The organism is Streptomyces sp. NPDC001914, from assembly GCF_042891215.1.
In the GTDB taxonomy this organism is placed as follows: Bacteria; Actinomycetota; Actinomycetes; order Streptomycetales; family Streptomycetaceae; genus Streptomyces.
This window is the reverse complement of the sequence record NZ_JBIASW010000005.1, coordinates 286,971-304,650: the sequence shown is the minus strand read 5'-3', so window position 1 is coordinate 304,650 and position 17,680 is coordinate 286,971. Positions and strand designations below refer to the sequence as shown.

At 73.2% G+C, this 17,680-nt stretch carries 19 protein-coding genes; 10 read left to right on the top strand and 9 right to left on the bottom strand.

Translation table 11 applies throughout. From position 1 onward, the window contains the following. Positions 1-19 precede the first annotated feature (19 nt). Entirely contained in the window at positions 20-478 is a 459-nt protein-coding gene (locus ACFYYF_RS16945; RefSeq protein WP_361694009.1) for a cupin domain-containing protein, read from the top strand. Positions 479-682: 204 nt separating this feature from the next. Then, on the top strand, positions 683-1,105 hold the full coding sequence (locus tag ACFYYF_RS16940) for an ATP-binding protein (RefSeq protein WP_361694007.1): 423 nt from the start codon (positions 683-685) through the stop codon (positions 1,103-1,105). A gap of 208 nt (positions 1,106-1,313) precedes the next feature. Here the strand turns inward: ACFYYF_RS16940 and ACFYYF_RS16935 are convergent, their stop codons facing one another. Together ACFYYF_RS16935 and ACFYYF_RS16930 are read right to left on the bottom strand one after the other, a co-directional pair. After that, positions 1,314-1,517, bottom strand: a complete 204-nt coding sequence (locus ACFYYF_RS16935; RefSeq protein WP_020871138.1) for a cold-shock protein — start codon at positions 1,515-1,517, stop codon at positions 1,314-1,316. A 279-nt stretch (positions 1,518-1,796) separates the two neighbouring features. Continuing rightward, entirely contained in the window at positions 1,797-2,111 is a 315-nt protein-coding gene (locus ACFYYF_RS16930; protein WP_361688589.1) for a MerR family transcriptional regulator, read from the bottom strand. Between the two features lie 200 nt (positions 2,112-2,311). Here ACFYYF_RS16930 and ACFYYF_RS16925 point away from each other — a divergent pair, with 200 nt between their 5' ends. After that, the gene (locus tag ACFYYF_RS16925) at positions 2,312-3,160 is read left to right on the top strand and encodes a hypothetical protein (protein ID WP_388776268.1); all 849 of its coding nucleotides are present in this window, start codon (positions 2,312-2,314) and stop codon (positions 3,158-3,160) included. Positions 3,161-3,235: 75 nt separating this feature from the next. Here the strand turns inward: ACFYYF_RS16925 and ACFYYF_RS16920 are convergent, their stop codons facing one another. Next, positions 3,236-3,457 carry a hypothetical protein gene (locus ACFYYF_RS16920; protein ID WP_037614735.1) on the bottom strand — a complete coding sequence of 74 codons (222 nt, stop codon included), beginning with the start codon at positions 3,455-3,457 and terminating at the stop codon, positions 3,236-3,238. 312 nt (positions 3,458-3,769) lie between these two features. Further along, positions 3,770-4,717: a L,D-transpeptidase gene (locus ACFYYF_RS16915; RefSeq protein WP_388776264.1), complete on the bottom strand. Its 948-nt coding sequence runs from the start codon at positions 4,715-4,717 to the stop codon at positions 3,770-3,772. A 111-nt stretch (positions 4,718-4,828) separates the two neighbouring features. Between ACFYYF_RS16915 and ACFYYF_RS16910 the strand changes: the two genes are divergently transcribed. Beyond that, positions 4,829-5,386 carry a SigE family RNA polymerase sigma factor gene (locus ACFYYF_RS16910; RefSeq protein ID WP_388776262.1) on the top strand — a complete coding sequence of 186 codons (558 nt, stop codon included), beginning with the start codon at positions 4,829-4,831 and terminating at the stop codon, positions 5,384-5,386. Next, entirely contained in the window at positions 5,376-6,107 is a 732-nt protein-coding gene (locus tag ACFYYF_RS16905) for a hypothetical protein (RefSeq protein WP_388776258.1), read from the top strand. Before ACFYYF_RS16910 ends, ACFYYF_RS16905 begins: the two co-directional genes overlap by 11 nt. Before the next feature lie 156 nt (positions 6,108-6,263). Here the strand turns inward: ACFYYF_RS16905 and ACFYYF_RS16900 are convergent, their stop codons facing one another. After that, positions 6,264-7,607, bottom strand: coding sequence for a tetratricopeptide repeat protein (locus ACFYYF_RS16900; RefSeq protein WP_388776255.1), 1,344 nt, complete (start codon positions 7,605-7,607; stop codon positions 6,264-6,266). A gap of 150 nt (positions 7,608-7,757) precedes the next feature. Between ACFYYF_RS16900 and ACFYYF_RS16895 the strand changes: the two genes are divergently transcribed. Beyond that, positions 7,758-7,931 carry a hypothetical protein gene (locus tag ACFYYF_RS16895; RefSeq protein WP_388776253.1) on the top strand — a complete coding sequence of 58 codons (174 nt, stop codon included), beginning with the start codon at positions 7,758-7,760 and terminating at the stop codon, positions 7,929-7,931. A gap of 70 nt (positions 7,932-8,001) precedes the next feature. Continuing rightward, the gene (locus ACFYYF_RS16890; RefSeq protein ID WP_388776250.1) at positions 8,002-9,246 is read left to right on the top strand and encodes an amidohydrolase; all 1,245 of its coding nucleotides are present in this window, start codon (positions 8,002-8,004) and stop codon (positions 9,244-9,246) included. Positions 9,247-9,267: 21 nt separating this feature from the next. On the opposite strand, the gene ACFYYF_RS16885 is transcribed toward ACFYYF_RS16890, so the two are convergent. The 3 genes from ACFYYF_RS16885 to ACFYYF_RS16875 form a co-directional block, all read right to left on the bottom strand. Beyond that, positions 9,268-10,497 carry a hypothetical protein gene (locus ACFYYF_RS16885; RefSeq protein WP_388776248.1) on the bottom strand — a complete coding sequence of 410 codons (1,230 nt, stop codon included), beginning with the start codon at positions 10,495-10,497 and terminating at the stop codon, positions 9,268-9,270. Between the two features lie 132 nt (positions 10,498-10,629). Further along, entirely contained in the window at positions 10,630-11,814 is a 1,185-nt protein-coding gene (locus tag ACFYYF_RS16880) for a PP2C family protein-serine/threonine phosphatase (protein WP_388776762.1), read from the bottom strand. 70 nt (positions 11,815-11,884) lie between these two features. Next, positions 11,885-12,523 (bottom strand): NAD(P)H-binding protein, encoded by a 639-nt coding sequence (locus tag ACFYYF_RS16875; RefSeq protein ID WP_365479129.1) that lies wholly within the window; start codon positions 12,521-12,523, stop codon positions 11,885-11,887. A 536-nt stretch (positions 12,524-13,059) separates the two neighbouring features. Between ACFYYF_RS16875 and ACFYYF_RS16870 the strand changes: the two genes are divergently transcribed. Then, positions 13,060-13,494 carry a hypothetical protein gene (locus ACFYYF_RS16870; protein WP_388776244.1) on the top strand — a complete coding sequence of 145 codons (435 nt, stop codon included), beginning with the start codon at positions 13,060-13,062 and terminating at the stop codon, positions 13,492-13,494. 72 nt (positions 13,495-13,566) lie between these two features. Here ACFYYF_RS16870 and ACFYYF_RS16865 read toward each other — a convergent pair whose 3' ends face one another. Further along, the gene (locus tag ACFYYF_RS16865) at positions 13,567-14,118 is read right to left on the bottom strand and encodes an SH3 domain-containing protein (protein ID WP_361688555.1); all 552 of its coding nucleotides are present in this window, start codon (positions 14,116-14,118) and stop codon (positions 13,567-13,569) included. Positions 14,119-14,307: 189 nt separating this feature from the next. On the opposite strand from ACFYYF_RS16865, the gene ACFYYF_RS16860 reads away from it, so the two are divergent. Both ACFYYF_RS16860 and ACFYYF_RS16855 read left to right on the top strand, forming a co-directional pair. Continuing rightward, entirely contained in the window at positions 14,308-15,207 is a 900-nt protein-coding gene (locus tag ACFYYF_RS16860) for a hypothetical protein (RefSeq protein ID WP_388776241.1), read from the top strand. Positions 15,208-15,525: 318 nt separating this feature from the next. Continuing rightward, positions 15,526-17,460 (top strand): FUSC family protein, encoded by a 1,935-nt coding sequence (locus ACFYYF_RS16855; RefSeq protein ID WP_388776239.1) that lies wholly within the window; start codon positions 15,526-15,528, stop codon positions 17,458-17,460. The last annotated feature ends 220 nt before the right edge of the window (positions 17,461-17,680 follow it).

Here is a 17,680-nt window from a genome sequence, read left to right as displayed (position 1 = left end):
ACCGTGATACAGGCATACGGTGACCTCTCCTGAGACCGGAATCCCGTCCCTGGCCGCCGCGTTGGACATGCGCCCCCACCCGGAGGGCGGCTGGTTCGTCGAGACCTGGACGGCGCCCCAGGCCTTCGTGCCCGACGGCTACCCCGGCCCCCGGGCCGCCGCCTCGGCCATCTACTTCCTCCTCACGCCCGGCGACACCTCCGCCTGGCACACCGTCCGTTCGGACGAACTCTGGCTGTGGCACCGCGGCGGAGCCCTCGACGTCCTGCTCGGCGGTGACGGGACCAGCCCCCACTCCACCCCGCAGGTCGTCCGCCTCGGCCCCGGCATCGAGGCCGGAGAGCGCCCCCAGGTCCTCGTCCCGGGCGGTGTCTGGCAGTCGGCCCGTCCGGCCGGTGACGAGGAGGTCCTGGTGAGCTGTGTGGTGGCACCCGGCTTCGACTACGACGACTTCCACCTCCTGGACTCCGGTCGCTGAAAGGCGCGTTGAGCCGCCGTGGAGCGGCCCTCGGACGTCTCTTGGCGGCTTTGTGACGCAGGTCGTTGGTTGCGGGTCGTCCGGGTGGGGCATCACCCGAGGGCAGGACCGGCCGCGCACCGTTCGCGCGGGGTCCCGGTCGACGGGGACGGAGCCGTCGGCCGGGTGCTTGTCGTCCTGGGAGGGGGAAGAGAGGTGTCAGTCATGCGTGCGCACCAGCGCACCGTCCGGCCGACCGCCCGCGTGGAGTACACACTGCCGCGTACGGCCGTCTCGGCGGGCAGGGCCCGCAAGCTGACGACGGCGTTCCTGACCCGGCCGCGGCCACGGCTCGCCCCGCCGACCGCGGACCAGGTGGACGACGCCACACTGATCGCCTCCGAGCTCGTCGCCAACGCCGTACGGCACGGCCGCAGCGGCTGCCGGCTGCGGCTGCAGCTGGGACACGGACGGGTGACCGTCGAGGTCCACGACGACAGTCCGGGACGGCCGCGGATCGGCGCGCTGGACGCGGAATCGGAAAGCGGCCGGGGTCTGGCTATGGTCCAGCAGCTCGCCCACAGCCTGGAGATCGTCAGTACGGGGTTCGGCGGCAAGACCGTACGTGCGGTGCTGTCGGTGCGGTAGCGACGCCGTGACCGGTGATGCGTTCAGGGTGATCGGTCCGGCCGTCCGAATCGGATCCGCGATCAGAATCCGCACAGATATTCGGGTTTGACGTCACCGAAAATGGGAAAGCGCGACCGAAAATTCATCGGAATTTCAATGACCGCAAAAACGAGACGGCCGGCGTACGCACCGTGTGGTGCGGACGCCGGCCGTCCTGTGTCCCGGACTAGGCGGGGACGATGTTCTCCGCCTGCGGGCCCTTCTGGCCCTGCGTGACGTCGAAGGTCACCTTCTGGCCTTCCTGAAGCTCACGGAAGCCGGAGGTGGCGATGTTCGAGTAGTGGGCGAAGACGTCGGCGCCGCCGCCGTCCTGCTCGATGAAGCCGAAGCCCTTTTCCGCGTTGAACCACTTCACGGTGCCAGTAGCCATGTCAAATCTCCTTCGGGGCTGAGCTCGCAGATCCACACCTCGTGAACCCGCGCTGCCGCAATGAAGCCCCAACCGGAATGCACCGGAAAATCTTTGGGAACCACAACTGCAACTGAAATCGACACTAGCACGTTGACCGTCCCGAAGCGGGCGCACTATCTCACCCCGGCGCGGGGAATAACAAAATCTCGCGGGCCCGTGCACCAAATTCTGTATCGGCCGGAACAGATATGCGGAGCCCGTCGGTAAAACGCCCTCAGAGGCTCTGTGACGCCCCGTTCACGCGTCCTGCGGTGTCGAGCCGCGCAGCTCCTCGTTGATCCGCAGAGCCTCGTCGAGGCTGTTCTCCAGCGTGACGATTCTGCAGGCCGCCTCGACGGGCGTGCCCTGGTCGACGAGGTCCCGGGCGCGGGCGGCGGTCCTGAGCTGGTTGCGGGAGTAGCGGCGGTGGCCGCCCTCGGAGCGGAGGGGGGTGATCAGCCCGGCCTCCCCGACGGCCCGCAGGAACGCGGGGGTGGCGCCGATCAGCTCGGCGGCGCGGCCCATCGTGTAGGCGGGGTAGTCGTCGTCTTCGAACCGGTCGGTGGGGCTCATGGTGCTTCCCTGGGGCGCATGCATCACCTTCCACTCTGGCAGATCGCCGCGGATGGCGGCCGGGGGCACCCGGCACCGGCGAGGTGACGTCCGCGCGCGGCACTCACCCGGACGGCCCGGTGCGCTGGTGGGGGGCCGTGGCCGGTGGTGGCGTGGAGGGACACAGCCCGTCCTCGGGACCGACCTCGGGAGGCCCTCGCATGATCCGTCCGTCCTGTCTCCTCGCATCCGCCCTGACCGCGGGGATGCTGCTCTCGACGGCCGCCTGCTCGGACGGCGGAGGGGACGGCGGCGGCTCCGGCCGTACGGACTCCCCCGCGTCCCCCGCCTCCACGGTCCCGGCCTCTCCCGTGGCCGAGGAACCCGGCGCCGCGTCGGCCTCCCCCTCCCCCTCCGTCCGTGCGCTGACCAAGACGGAGGCGGAGTCGGCGCTGATCACCAACTCGGACCTGGGCTCGCAGTGGGACGAGTCGAAGAGTGTGGCGGCCTGGCACGACGCGCTGCTCAAGAGCAAGGTCGACGCCTCGGCCTTCGTCACCGACAAGGGGAACGCCAAGCAGTGCCAGGAACTGCTGGACGGCCTGTACGCGGAGGACCTGCTGGGCAAGCCGCAGGGCGCCAGTGCCGTCACCGGCTTCGACGACAGCGACAACGACGCCCAGATGCGCTACGAGGTCGCCTCGTACGGGAAGAGCGCCCTGGACACCCGGTTCGACTGGCTGAAGACGCTGCCGGACGTCTGCGACGAGTTCACGGCGGTCAACGGCAAGGGCGACAAGCAGACCGTCCAGGTGGTCTCGGCATCACTGCCCGATGTGGGGGACGCCCGCCAAGGCCTGCGGGTGACGATGAGCGGTGAGCTGGAGGGCGACCCCGAGACCCTGACCCTCGACTTCGCCGCGGTGCGGGTCGGCGACAGCGCCCTGTCCCTGACCAACGGGGGCCTCTCGGGCACCGAGCACCAGTCCACGCAGCAGGCGGCGGAAGCGGGCGCGAACCGTCTGAAGGACGTCCTGGCCGGGAAGTCTCCCGCCCCGACCCAGGGCTGAGCGGCGCCCGGACGCACCTCGGCCCGGGCAACCTGTGACGGGCTGCCGCGGGCCGGAGGTGTCAAGGGGTGCGGGTCAGAGCCGGTCCATCCGGGTGTAGGGGCTCAGGACGCGGACCTGGCGGGCGCCGAAGTCGACGAGCATCGCGATGCCCTCTTCGACGCCGACGATCGTGCCCAGGCCGTACTGGTCGTGGGAGACGCGGTCTCCGAGGCTGAACTCCTTGGCCACGGGGACTACGGGTGCAGCGAAGGGGCTGGTGGGCAGGTGGCGCCGGGGCGCGGAGGATTTACTCATCGTGATTCCAGTATGGGCCCTATTCCGGCGGGCGGTAGGGCTTGATGGTCTCGATCCCGCTCCGACTCGGCGTCCCTCCGGACTCCGGAAGACGCCGGACCGGGTGCCTGTCGCGGGGCTCCCGCCCGGCCGCCGGCGCGTTCCCTGAGGTCAGCCGCCGGGGTCCCGGCTCCGTGATCTTCCCGGTGCGCGGGGCCGTTCGCCGGGCGAGCCTGTCGCGGACCCGACAACCCGCGACGGCGCGTCCCGGGCGGGCCGCGAACAGACCGCCGGCCGGGCGGCGCCGGCCGGGGATCTGCGCGTGCGCGCGTGTCAGGTGAGCGCGCTCGTCGCTCGCCACTGGTCCCAGGTCAGGTTCCAGTCGCCGTAGCCGTTGCCGACGGCGACCGTGTCCCGGGAGCCGACGACCTTGACGACGTCGCCGGGGACGACCTCGTCGAAGAAGCGCTTCGCGGGGCCGCCGGTGGCGAGTCCGACGCAGCCGTGCGTGACGTTCTGGCGGCCGCCGTAGACGTTCGCCTTCGGGTTCTGGTGGAGGTAGGTGCCCGAGGCGGTGAGATGGACGGCGTAGTAGTAGTAATCCGCGTACTGGTCGCCGTAGCCGACCGTCTTCGAATCCATGAAGACCTTCGAGGCCTTGTCGGAGACGACCATCGTCCCGTTCCAGGTGTCCATGCCCGGCGCGCCCGCCGTGATCGGCACGCGCCGCGACGATCCGGCCGTTTCGAGCGTCATGAAGTGTGTACGGACATCCACTGTGGCGACGAAGGAGCGGCCCACCGTGAAATGCCTGGTGATTCCGGCCCCGGCCCGGACGGTGACCGCCGTTCCGGGCTTCCAGTACGCGCGGGGCCGGAAGTCGACGCGCTGCCCGTCGGCGAGGTTACGGTCCTTCACCCAGCCCCAGGAGCCCTCGGCCTTGGCGGTCACCTTCAACTGCCGCTCCACATCGGCTCGTTCGGCCACCGGTATCGGACGGTCGAAGGTCACCGAGACCGGCATGCCGACGCCCACGGTCTGTCCGTCGGCGATGTTGATGTGCGCGCCCGGCAGGGACTTGAGCGGCGTGGCCGAGGGTTTCGGCCGGGCCTTGCCCGTCGGACCGGCGGTCGCGGCCGGCCCGTCCCCCGGCCCGGCCGCCCCGCCCCCGCCGTCGGCCAGCGCCTGCGCCGAGCACCCGGCGAGCGCGAGCGCGCACACGGCCGCCGCGGTCCAGGCGCGGGCCAACCGGCCTCTGCGGCCTCGCAGTCCTGCGGTCATGGTGATCCCCCTGTGGTGTGTTTCGATGTGCGACGTACGGGACCTGTACGCGCGACGGGGACGGCCCGGTTGCACCCGGCCGGAGAATTCGCGGACACCTGGGCGGGGGGCATGACCGAGGAAGAGTTCGACGCGTTCTACGCGACCGCGTTCCCCCGGCTGACCGGCCAGCTCTACGCGTTCACGGGGGATCACGGCGAGGCGCAGGACGTCGTCCAGGAGGCGTTCGTCCGCGCCTGGGACCGGCGGCGCGAGTTCCTCGCCGACGGTGCTCCCGAGGCATGGATACGGACCGTGGCGACGCGGCTCGCGGTGAGCCGCTGGCGCCGGGCCCGCCGCTGGCTGGAACTGGTGCGGCGCACCCCGCCGGACGACCACGCCCCGGGCCCGGGACCCGAACGCACCGCGCTCGTCGCCGCGTTGCGCACGCTCCCCGAGGCGCAGCGGATGGCGATCGTTCTGCACCATCTGTGCGACTTGAGTGTCGAGCAGGTAGCCTCCGAAACCGGTGCCCCCGTCGGCACGGTCAAGGCCCGGCTCGCGCGGGGCCGGGCGGCGCTGGCGCGGGTGCTGTCGGAGGATTCGGCGGACCTGGCCGGTTCCGCGCGTCCGTCGGACCTCGCGGGCGCGTCGGGCAAGGGGGAGAGGCAGGACGACCGTGTCCGATGAACTCACCACCGCCCTGCGGGATGTGGCGACCGGGGCGGAGAGGCCTCCGGCGCTGACCGGTGCGCAGATCCGTGGCCGGGCGGCGGTCCGCCGACGCCGCCGCCGTACGGCTCTGGCCGCGGCCGGCGTCTCCGTCGCGGGCGCGCTCGCCCTGGTCGTGGTGCTGGGCCCGGGCGGCGGGGCGCGGCACGAGACTCCGCCGGCCGCGAGCCCCACCGCCGTCCCGAGCCCGTCGCCGGCCGCGCCGGACGCCACGATCGACCTGGGCACGCGCGTGATCTCCGTGGGCGGCCACCGGCTGACCCTCGACGGCGACAACCTGACCGGGTACACGCCGACGGTCCGGATGACGGTCGCCGCGAAGGAGGCCCGCCTGAGGTTCTCCGGCAAGACGGTCGGCCTCGACGACAACTACTCCTTCATGGCCAACTGGGTGATCGAACTCACCGCGCCCGACGGCAGGAAGGACTACGTCGGCGCCATGCCGCACGACGGGGCCGTCTACAGCTCTCCCCACGGCTGGATCGGCCTGGCCTCGGCCGACGCCAAGCTGCTGTACGAACGACTCGCACCGGGAGCGGTGGTCGAGATCAGGCCCTCGTCCGGTGCCTCGGCCTCCTCGTCGGCGGACAGGGGCAGGGCGACAGCGGGCTCGGACGCGGCCACCGGCGCGGGCGCGGCCACCGGCGTCCCGGCGGGCTCGGGAACCTCGGGCGGCTAGCGGATCCCGGGCGGCCGGCCCCGCGTCCTCACGGTCCGGCGAGGACCGCCGCGCCCGCGCCGGCCGGGGCGGAGGACCCCGGTCCCGGCCCGGAGACGGACGACCGCCGCGGCGCCGGCCGGGCGGCGGCACCCGCTCCGGCGCCCGGCCGCACTCTCAGAGGGGCGGCTGGGCCGGAGCCGGGCCGAGGGTCGTCGTGCCCGGGGCGGTGCGGTGGCCCAGGCCCGTGCGGTAGGCGTCCAGGGCCGCCTCGACGCGGCCGGTGCGCCGCAGCAGGTCGCCCAGCAGCCGGCACAGGTCCGCCAGGTCGCCCGCCGCGCCCGCCCGCTCCAGCAGGCTCATCGCCCGCACGTAGTGTTCCTCGGCCGCCTCGGTGTCCCGGGTGTCCTCCGCGATGATCCCGAGCAGCCGGTGCGCGGCGGCGGCATGGATGGCGCCCCGCTCGGAGTTCAGGTCGCCGAGGACCTGCCGCAGCAACTCGTCCGCCTCGTCGGACCGGCCGCGCCGGTGCAGCACGTCGGCCAGTTCCACCGCGACCTGGCTGGTGTAGAGCGCGGCCCGCTTCGCGGAGAGCATCGCCTGGGCCTCGCGCAACTCGTTCTCCGCACGCTCCAGTTCACCGTTCTGTGCGTACAGATACCCGCGCATCCAGTGGCAGTTGGCGAGTTCGGTGCGGATCTGGAGCTGGCGGTAGAGCTCGGCGGCCTTGGCGAGGGAGACGTCGGCCTCGGCGATCCGCCCCTCGGCGATCATCGTCCGCGCCACCGAGCGGTGCATCCGCGCCACCAGCGCCGGGTCCTGGACCTGCGGCGCGAGAGCGAGCGCGAACTCGGCGGCCTGCGCGGCCCGGGCATGCGCGCCCATGTCCATGTACGGCGCTATGACCCCCGTGTAGAGGAGGAGCAGCGCCTCGGGATCGTGCAGGCCCGTCCGGTTGAGTTCGTCGATCGTGGACTCGAACAGGTAGCAGGCGTAGCGGAGTTCACCGGCGAGGTAGTGGGAGACGGCCCGGCCGCGTACGGCGGGCACCCGCTGGGGCAGCGGCGCGTCCCCCATGCGCTGCTCCGACTCCTCGAAGCGCCGCTGCGCGGTCTCCAGATCCCCCGTGTCCAGCGCGCATTCGCCGAGTCCGAGCAGCGCCGCCGCCTGTTCGGCGACCAGTCCGTGCGCCTCCGCCTCCGCGAGCAGGACGGCGTAGACCTCGGCGGCCACCTCGGCCTCCCCGGTGGAGAGGGTGCGCTGCGCGTCCGTCAGCCGCAGCCTGAGGTCGGTGGCGAGATGGGCGGGCCGCCCGGTCGCCAACTCCTCGTACGCGACCCCGAGACGGCCGGCTATGTGCCGCAGCGCGGGTTCGGAGGCCCGGACCCGGCCGGCCTCCAGCGTGGAGATGTACGCGGGCGTGTACGCGGGCTCCGCGAGCTGTTTCTGCGTCAGACCGCGTTCTGTACGCAGCTGTTGCACCCTGCGCCCGATGATCCCGGGGTCGTCCCGCTCCGCCATGGGTCAAGCATGCCATCCGGCCGGGCCGCGTCGGTCCGGCTTTTGACTACTGTCCGACTCGGGGACCCTCTTGCGATGTGCGCCCGCGAGCCTCTACGTTAAGCGCCGGATTAAGCCTGCTTAATACGCCGCTGTTGTTGCGAGGTCGCCGTGCTCCGACGTATTTCCGCGCGCTACTCCAGGGGGCTCCTCGCCGCCGTCATCGCGGTCGCCGCGCTGGTCACGGCGGCGAACGTCGGCCCCGCGAGAGCGGCCGCCCAGGCCCCCGCGGCCCGCACCGTCACGCACACGGCCGGAGATCAGGGACTCCCCTCGGACCGGTGACACGCTCCCGCGACCGCACGGCGACGGCGAATCCCCCGTACTGCGGAAACATGGCGCCTACAGTGACCCGGTGACCTCTACCGCCGCCCGTACCGCGCTGGACCTCACCGCCGACCTCCCGGTCCCCGCCCTGGAGGACTTCTACCGGGACCTGCACCGGCATCCCGAACTGTCGCTGCGCGAACACCGTACGGCCGCCCTCCTCGCGGACCGGCTGCGCGCGGCCGGCTACGACACGACCGAGGGCGTGGGCGGCACGGGAGTCGTCGGCGTCCTGCGCAACGGGGACGGGCCCACCGTCCTGCTGCGCGCCGACATGGACGCGCTGCCCGTCACCGAGGAGACCGGGCTGCCCTACGCCTCTGAGACCGTCGGGGTCATGCACGCCTGCGGCCACGATCTGCACGTCACCTGGCTCGCCGGCGCGGCGCAGGCGCTCGCCGCGGGACGGGACACCTGGTCCGGCACGCTGGTGCTGGTCGGGCAGCCCGCCGAGGAGACCGGCGAGGGCGCGGCCCGCATGGTCGCGGACGGCCTCCACGAGCGCTTCCCGGCGGCCGACGTCCTGCTCGCCCAGCACGTGGCACCCGGCCCCGCCGGGCTGTACGCGCACTCCCCGGGCCTGATCATGTCCGCCTCGACCGACATCGACATCGTCGTGCACGGGCGGGGCGGGCACGGTTCGCGGCCCGAGGCGACCGTCGACCCGGTGGTGACCGCCGCGTACATCGTCACGCGGCTCCAGACGGTCGTCAGCCGGGAGATCGCGGCCCGCGACTCCGCCGTCCTGACGGTGGGACGGATCGAGGCCGGCACCCGGCACAACATCATCCCGTCCGAGGCCAGGATCGCCCTGAACCTTCGGACGCAGTCGCTGGACGTGCGGGAACGGATGATCGCCGCCGTGCGGCGCGTCGCGGCGGGCGAGTGCGCGGCGGCCGGCTGCCCGGCCGAGCCCACGGTGACCGTCGGCAACGACTTCCCGATGACCGTCAACGACGCCGACACCGACCGTCGTATCGCCGCCGTGCACGGCGAGGTCTTCGGCGCCGGAACCGTCCTCGATCCCGGTCCGGCCATGGGCAGCGAGGACTTCCCACGGCTCGCCGCCGGCCGCATCCCCTACTCCTACTGGTTCGTGACCAGCACCCCCGCCGACGTCTGGAACGCGGCCCCGGGCGCCGACGACCTCATGGTCCGGCTCGCGGCCGTGCCCAGCAACCACAGTCCGCACTTCGCCCCCGACCTGTCCACGGTCGCGCCGGGCGTACGGACCCTGGTGTCGGGGGCGCTCGCCTCGCTGTCCGAGGGCTGAGCTCCCCCGGACCGGCGTCCCTCAGGTCTGCGTCTGCAACTGGCTGAGCTGACGCCGGACATGGTCCAGGGCGCCCTGCCGGCGTCCGGGCACACGCTGTCTCAACCGGGCCAGTTCCGCTCCGAGTTCACGGGCCCGCGCCGGATCGCCGACCAGGCCCCACTGGTGGTGGGCGCGGTCCACGGCCGACTCCACCTCCGGGGCGCCCGGCGCCTGTCCCGCGTCCAGCCGGGTCCCGGCGAGGGCCAGCCAGCCGCGGCAGCTGCGCTCCGCGTCCCCCGCGAGCATCGCCAGGTCGGCCCGTACCTCCATCCAGTGCAGCACCTGCTCGGACCCGGACCCGTACGTCCGCAGCGCCTCCCGCTCCCGGTGCGCCGCCAGCGCGAGGGCGTCGTCGTGGCGGCCGTCGCGGACCGCCGCGGTGATCTCCCCGTGCGGATCGGGCGCCGGCGGACCGGCTCGCCGCTCCCCCTGGGCGGGGACCGCGACGGGCGGCGCGGGGGCGGCGGCCGGTGGGGCCGGCGGGTGCGCCGGGGGCGCGGGCGTGCCCGGCGGGGCCGTGACGGTCGTGAACTCCGGTGCCGGGGGCCATGGTTGTCCGGCCCACGACCGTCCGGGCGCGAGCACGAGGTCCGCCGCCCCCGGCCGGGCGTTCTCCTCCCCCGACACCCTGGTCAGGGCCTGCTGGTGGAGTTGGGCGGGAGGGGGCCGGTGGCCGCTGCGCAGCAGGGTGGCGACGGCTCTCATGTACGCCGGCTGTGCCACCGTACGACGGGAGCGCGGCGGGGCGACCCGGCCGTACAGCTCGGCCGACGGACCCGCCGTCAGGGGGCGTCCGGCGAGGAACTCCCAGGTGTCCGCGTCCGCGTGGAGATCGACGAAGACGGTCGTCGAACCCGGTGGGCGCAGCCGCAGTTCGTCGGCGACCCAGCGCCAGGGGAAGGCCGTGTAGCGGACCGTCGCCGGGGTGGTGCGGGCCAGCGCGAGGTGCGGAAGCCGCTGGCGGCGGTCGAGTTGGAGCTGGCCCGTCACGAACATGGTCAGCGGTCCGGGAGCCGTCGCCGCCGCGCGCAGCCGGGTCAGCACGGCCTGCGGCTCCAGCGGGTCGGCGAGTTCGACGACGTTCGCCGTGTCGGTTCCCGACAGCACCGGCGGGGCGACGGCCGCGAGCACGGGGAGCACGGAAGCCGCGTCCACCAGACACCCCTTGCCCATCGGTGAGGCGGCGAGGAGCAGCACGGTTCCGGGCACAGATTCTCTCCCCCGTCGATCGGACACCTCAGCACCGTAACGGCTGCGCGTGCAAAGAGGGGAAGCGAAGGGACCAACACCCCCGCCCGGACCAGGAGCCCGGAGTCCGCGCCGGAGGTCGCGCCGCCCGCGTCACCGGCTCCCGCCGGCCGCATCCGCCACGCCGGCCGCATCCGCCGCGCCGACCGTCCGGCGGCGCACGGCGAAGATCGTGGTGTCGTCGCCGAGCCGTCCGCCGCAGTGGTCCAGGGTTCCGTCGCGCACGAAGCGGACGAGCCGGCGCGGCTCGGCGGTGCGGGGGTCCCGTGCCAGCGCCTTCGTGAGGCTGTCGCGCAGCGGGAAGAAGTCGCCCGCCGCGTCCCGGGCCTCGGTCACCCCGTCGGTGACCAGGAGCAGCGTCTCGCCGGGAGCGAGCGGGACGCGGAGCACCGGTGGCGGCGCGGAGGCCAGGTCCCCCATGCCGAGCGGGAGCCCGTCCCCCGGCGGCAGGCTCCGCACTCCGTCGGGGGTGACCACGAGCGGAGGTTCGTGGCCGAAGTTGACGACCTCCACGGTGGCCGGCGTGTCCTCGGGGAAGGCGACCAGGACTCCCGTCGCGAAACGGTCGCTGTCGCCGCGGCCGAGCGCCACGCTGTAGCCGTTGTGCCGCAGCATCCGGATCTCCAGCCGGCCGGCGACCGTGGTGAGCACCGGCTCGTGGTACGCCGACTCGCGGAAGGTGCCGAGCAGCGCCGCGGCCGCCTCGACCGCCGCGAGTCCCTTGCCCTGGACGTCTCCGAGCAGCAGGCGGGTGCCGTGCCGGCCGGGCTGGATGTCGTAGAAGTCGCCGCCGACCCGGGCCTCGCTGTCGGCGGCGAGATAGACGGCCGCGTGGTCGAGGCCGCCCCAGCCCTGGGGCATCGGGCGCAGCACGGTGCGCCGGGTCGTCTCGGCGACGTCCCGCATGTGCAGCATGCGCCTCTCGGCCCGCAGCCTGACGGAACAGGCGAGGGCCGCGAGGCCGCTGCCGACCACGACCAGGACGAAATCGGGCAGGCCGTTCTGGTACTCGTGCGGCCATGAGGCGTCCATGACGCCGTAGACGAGCAGCGACAGCACGGCGAGCGCCACCGTGCCGAGCACTCCGCAGATCGCCGCGGCCACGGCCGGTACGAGCACCAGCCAGGAGATGATCCGGAAACGGCCGGAGGTGTTGGCGTCGAGCACCATGATCCCGACGAGCAGCAGCAGCGGGGGCAGCCAGGCGACGCTGCGTCCGTGCAACCTCAGCGGCTTCGACCGGTGGAGGGTGTCCGGCAGCACGGCGCGCGGGCGCAAAGCGTGCCGGAGCCGTTCGCGTACGGATCTCCGGCCGGGCACCTCCCCGTACCGCCTCCGTCCCGTGTTCTCAGTAGGCGACGGACATACGGCCGTGCGGGTGGACGGGCATCTCGAGCTGGTCGACGAAGGCCATCGCGTAGTCCTCGGCGCTGATCCGGCTGTGGCCGCCCGCGTCGGTGAGCATGCGGTCGCCGCCGATCCTGAACTCGCCGGTGCGTTCGCCGGGGGCGATCTCGGCGGCGGGCGAGATGTAGGTCCAGTCGAGGTCGTCGACGTCGGTCCGCAGATACGTGAGGGCGTCGCGGTGGGCGAGTGCCTCGGGCAGGTAGGCCTCGGGGAAGTCCGGCTGGTCGCAGGCGGCCTCGCCGGGCGCGACCTCCAGGGTGCCCGCCCCTCCGACGATCACGAGCCGGTGCACGCCGGCCGAGCGGACGCCCTCCACCAGGGAGTGGTTCAGGGCGAGGAAGGGTTCACGGGGATCCGATCCGTCGCGGGGCGGGACGCACGCCGAGCCCACCGCGTCCGCGCCGGCCACCAGCTCGGCGACCTTCGCCGTGTCCGCGGCGTCGGCCGCCGTCGCGGTGACCCCGGGGACCGGGGACTGTCCGGACCGGCTGACCGCGACGACCTGGTGTCCGCGCGCCGACGCCTCCGTGGCGATACGGCTGCCGACCATGCCGGTGGCACCGAAGAGTACGAGCTTCATGCACCTCAGCGAAGCACGCGACCATGATCACCGCATCCCGGCGAAAGGGTGGACCCGGGCGCCGCGGGCGGCGGGGGCGGGAGGCGGTGGGGGTGCGGCGGGGTCTCTCACGGAGATGCCGTGGGGGTGCGGCGGGGGGCCGTCACGGCGGTGCCGTGGAGGCGCCGGCGAGGGTCCTTCGCAACGGTGCCTTGGGTGCGGCAGGGGTCCTTCACGGCGGTGCCACGGGGGTGTGGCGAGGGGCCGTCACCGCGGTGTCGTGGGGGTGCGGTGGGGGTGTCGTGAGGAGAGTTCCACCCCGAGTTGCCGGGGGTGCCCCGAGTTGCCGGGGGTGCGGCAGGGGTCCGTCACGACCGTGCGATGGAAGGTGCGGCAGGGCCCCTCACGGCGGTGCCACGGAGGTGTGGCGAGGGGCCGTCACGGCGGTGTCGTGGGGGTGCGGTGGGGGTGTCGTGAGGAGGGTTTCGTCCCGAGTTGCCGGGGGGTGCGGCGGGGTGTGACCTGGAAGGCGGGGGAGAGCAGAGAGGAGTCCTTCCATGGCTCAAGCCGCACCCGTGTCAGGGACACCGGGCACAACCGGATCGACCGATGTCTTCGGGGCACAGACCCACACCATGGCGAAGTGGGCCGTACCCGTCGCCGGCGGCCTCGTCTACGGCTACTGGGCCGCCGCCATCAACCGCGACGCCGGAGCCATCACGGGCTGGAACGTGCTGTTCGGCTTCGTGTGCGCCATCGCGTTCGCGGCGGCCTACATCGCCGCCCGGACGGTGGCTCCGCTGATGCGGCGCGAGATGCACGCACTGGTGTGGGCCGTGTTCGCGGGCTGCGCGTTCGGTTTCCTGTACAGCCAGACCGACGCGACCATCCTGCGGTCCGTGTTCATGTCGCTGCCGGTGGCGGCGGGCGTGTACGCGGTGGCCTTCTACCGCTACTACACGCACGAGGACGCGGCGGGAAAGGCGAGCTGATGCCGTGACCGCGCACGCACATGAGGCCCCGGCGCAGTGCCGGGGCCTCATGCGTCTCCCTCACTCACCTACTCACCTGCCACCTGGGACCCAGTCCCAGGAGTTCGAGGAGGAGCCGGAGACGGTCCAGCTCCACGCGCTGGAGACGGTGAAGGTCCAGGAGCCGGAGGCGCTCACGCTCCAGCCGGGGTCGTTGCCGGGGTTCCGGTCGTCGTCCCAGTGGGCGTTGTGCCAGGTCCCGTCCTTCTGGTCGGGGCACGGGTCCGAGCAGCTCGGCACCCACTGGCCGTTGGTGGAGACGAACGCCGAACTGGCCCAGGCGTGGGCGCCGACGAGCCAGTACCAGACGGTGCTGCCGGACACGCTCTGCCCGTTCACCGCGCACTGGACGCGGTCCTGGCTGCCCGAGGGGAGCGAACCCACGACGGGTGAGCTGGTGCTGGGCTGAAGCCGCAGGTTCATCTCGCCGCGGGAGATGACGGTGCCCCAGACGGGGCTTCCGGAGCCGTCGCCGGTGTGCGCCGACTCGGCGGCCGCCAGGGCGGGACCGGCGGCCAGGGCGGTCAGTACACCGCCGCTGAGCAGGGCCGCGGCAAGAATCCGCGGGGCTGGGGTGGTGCGCATATCGGCCTCCTTTTCCCCAGATCCAGGAAACACCCGTTCGGGTGAGGGCTCCACCCGAGCGCCCAAAACCCTTGGGGCCCAAGGGATGCGTGGGGCCGACGCGCGAGGACTCCCCGTACGGATTGTCATATGCGCCCATTTGCAGTCGGACCGGTCGCGTACGGGGTCCGGGAGGCCTTGCCTGAAGGGGTGTCCCCTCGTGTCCGGAGCGCCCTGTCGGCCGTGCTGATCGCGCTCGCCTGCATCCTCGCGCCGCTCGGCGCGCTGTCGGCGTGGGCGACGTACGGCCTCGGCGACTCCGAACGCTACGAGGCCACGATGGCGCCGCTCGCCGCCGACGAGGACGTCCGGGACGCCATCGCGGCCGGTGTCACCGACGACATCCTGCGCGAGGTCCACGTACGGCCGCGGCTCCAGGGGCCGGTGAACCACTTCGTGCGGGACGCCGTGCGCTCGTTCACGGAGACCGAGGCGTACCGCACCGCGTGGGAGACCGCCAACATGGCCGCGCACGAGGCCGTGATGCGGGCGCTGCGCGAGGACCGCGAGGGTGCGGTGACCGTCGATCTCGCACCCGTCACCGAGCAGGTCAAACGCCGGCTCGCCGACGACCACATGCCGCTGGCCGCCCGGATCCCGGTCGAGCACACCGAGATCACCGTGCTCGAGGCCGAGGACCTGGCCCGGCTCCGGAAGGGGTTCCACGTGCTCGAAGTCGCAGGATTCTGGCTCCCGTCGGCGTCGGTCGTCTTCGCGGCGACCGGCATCGCCATCGCCGTACGCCGCCGCCGGGCGGTCCTCGCGACGGGCCTCGGCACCGCTCTGGGCGCGGCCCTGCTCGGTGCCGCGATCGTGGTGGGCCGCAGGCTCACCCTCGACGACCTGCCGCCCGACGTGTCCCGCACGGCCGCCGGCGCGGTGTACGACGCCCTCACCGAGACCCTCCGGTTCGTGAGCTGGCTGCTGCTGGCCCTGGGCCTGACGGTGGCTCTGACCGCCGCGCTCGCCCGCGCGTACGCCCGCCGCCGACACCCGGCCGAAGCACCCGTGCCGACCCCGGCGGAACAGTCGACCCACGTAGGAGCCTGACCTCACGCCGCCGGGCGAAGAGCACCGCGGACGCAGAGAACGGACCGCACGCCGGGTCCGCGAAGAGCACCGCGGACCCAGGGAACGGACCGCACGCCGGGCACGCGGAGAACACCGCGGACGCAGAGAGTGGACCGCACGCCGGGCACGCGGAGAACACCGCGGACGTGGAGAACCGACCTCGCACCCGGCGGGCGAGGAGCACGACGGACGTGGAGGACCGGGCGCACGCCCGGCGCGCGAAGACCACCGCGGAGTCGCACCCCAGCAGGGGGACCGGCCCCGGGGACGCTCCGGGGAAACCGCCATACTTGGGGCATGTCCCGCGAGTTCCCCATCGGCCTCACCCCTCCCGACTGGCTGGTCAGGAACCTCCGGCCGCAGCGGGCCCCCGTCAACCGGGCCGCGGCCGCCCGCGCCGGCGTCGCCTTCGCGCTCCCCCTCGCCGTCGGACTCGCCTGCGGACAGCCCTCCTACGGCGCCCTCGCCTCCATGGGCGCGCTGTCCGGAGTCATCAGCGACACCGCGGACGCGTACCGCATGCGGATCTTCAACATCGCCGTCCCGCAGTTCTTCGGCGCGATCGGCGTCACGATCGGCGCGGCGGTCCACGGGCACGGCTGGACCACCGTCGCGACCGTCACCGTGGTCGCGCTGGTCTCCGGGATGATCTCGTCGATCGGCGCCGTCGCCTCCGTCACGGGACTCCTGCTGCTCCTCAACTGCGTGATCGGCGCCGGACTTCCGCTGCCCGGCCCCTGGTGGCTCGCCCCGCTGCTGATGGCCGGCGGCGGACTCCTCGTGCTCGCGCTGGCCCTGCTCGCCTGGCCGCTGCGCTCCGGGGTTCCGGAGCGGTCCGCCGTCGCCGGCACCTACCGCACCGTCGCGGACCAGCTCGCCGCGAGCGGCACCGACGACTACGACCGTCTGCGCCTCGCCGTCACCCGATCCCTGAACGAGTCGTACGACCTCGTCCTCGCCCGGCGCGCGTTCCACCACGGACGCAGCCCCGACCTCGTCCGGCTGCTCGCCCAGCTCAACGCCGTCACCCCCGTCGTCGAGGCCGCCCCGGCGGCCCACCAGCGGGCCGAACCCCTGCCGGCCGCCATCCCCGCCGCCGTCCATCTGCTCGCCGACGCCGTCGAGAGCGGCCGCACCGAACCCCTCGAACTGCGGCTGCCCGCCCCGGCGGACGAGACCGGGCGCGCCGTCGACCACGCCCTGCGGCACGCCGCCCGTGTCGTGACCGACCGGTCCCCCGACCCGCACGCCCTCGACGACCGCCTCGGCCGGCCCGCCGCGCTGCGCGTCCGCGCCGCCCGCGCCACCCGCAACGTCCTGCTGTCGGCGGCCTCCTGGCGCTACGGCACCCGCCTCGCCCTGTGCATCGGCATCGGCCAGGTGCTCGTCTCGACCGTCGACGTGCCGCGCTCCTACTGGGTGGCGCTCACCATCACCTTCGTCATGAAGCCCGACTACGGCTCCGTCTTCTCCCGGGCGCTGCTGCGCGCCCTCGGCACGGTCGCGGGCCTCGTGGTCGCGGCGACCGTGCTGACGCTGGTGCCGCGCGGCTGGTGGGACGTGCCCGTGCTGATGGTGCTCGGCGTGCTCATCCCCGCGCTGACGCCGCGCGGCTACGGCTATCAGACCGCCGCCATCACCCCGGTGATCCTGCTGCTGTCCGACATCCTCAACCACCAGGGCACCGGGCTCATCGTCCCCCGTCTCGTCGACTCCCTGATCGGCTGCGGCATCGCCTTGGTGGCCGGATATCTGCTCTGGCCGGAGAGCTGGCACGCCCGGGTCGGCGACCGGCTCGCGGACGCGGTCGCCGACACCGCCGGTTACGTCGAGCTGGCCTTCGGGGACGCCGCCGAGCCGGCGGCCCGCGCCCGCAGCAGGCGCCGGCTGTACCGCGACCTGTCCTCCATCCGTACGGAGTTCCAGCGGGCGCTGACCGAACCGCCGCCGAACGGGCGCCGCGCCGCGGCCTGGATGCCGCTCGTCGTCGCCGTCGAACGGATCGTGGACGCGACGACCGCCGCCCGGGTCCGGGTCCGGCAGGGCGCGGCCGAGCCGTCCGCCGCCGAGATCACCTCCATCGCGCGCCAGCTCCGGGAACTGTCCGAGGGGTTGCGCGAGACGGACGTGCTCTTCGCCGTCCCCACCGATCTCACCGGGCCCGCGGGCAGCGTCCTCGAACCGGTGCGGCAGGAGGTCGCGGCGGCCAGGGCGATCGCCTCACCGCATTGACACGGGAGGCGTCGGCACCGACTATTCGGCCATCGTCCCGAGCCGGCTGCGCGCGGGACGGACGGAACTCAGAATTCCGACAAATCACCATGGTAGGAAAGTGAACCCGTGGGCGCTGTAGGGGGGTTGACGCGACGGTTGTCCGGAGCGCCGCCCCTGCCGAAGATCACCATCTATGGCCGCTAACCTTACGTGTCCGTCCTGGCCAGGGATTGACGGG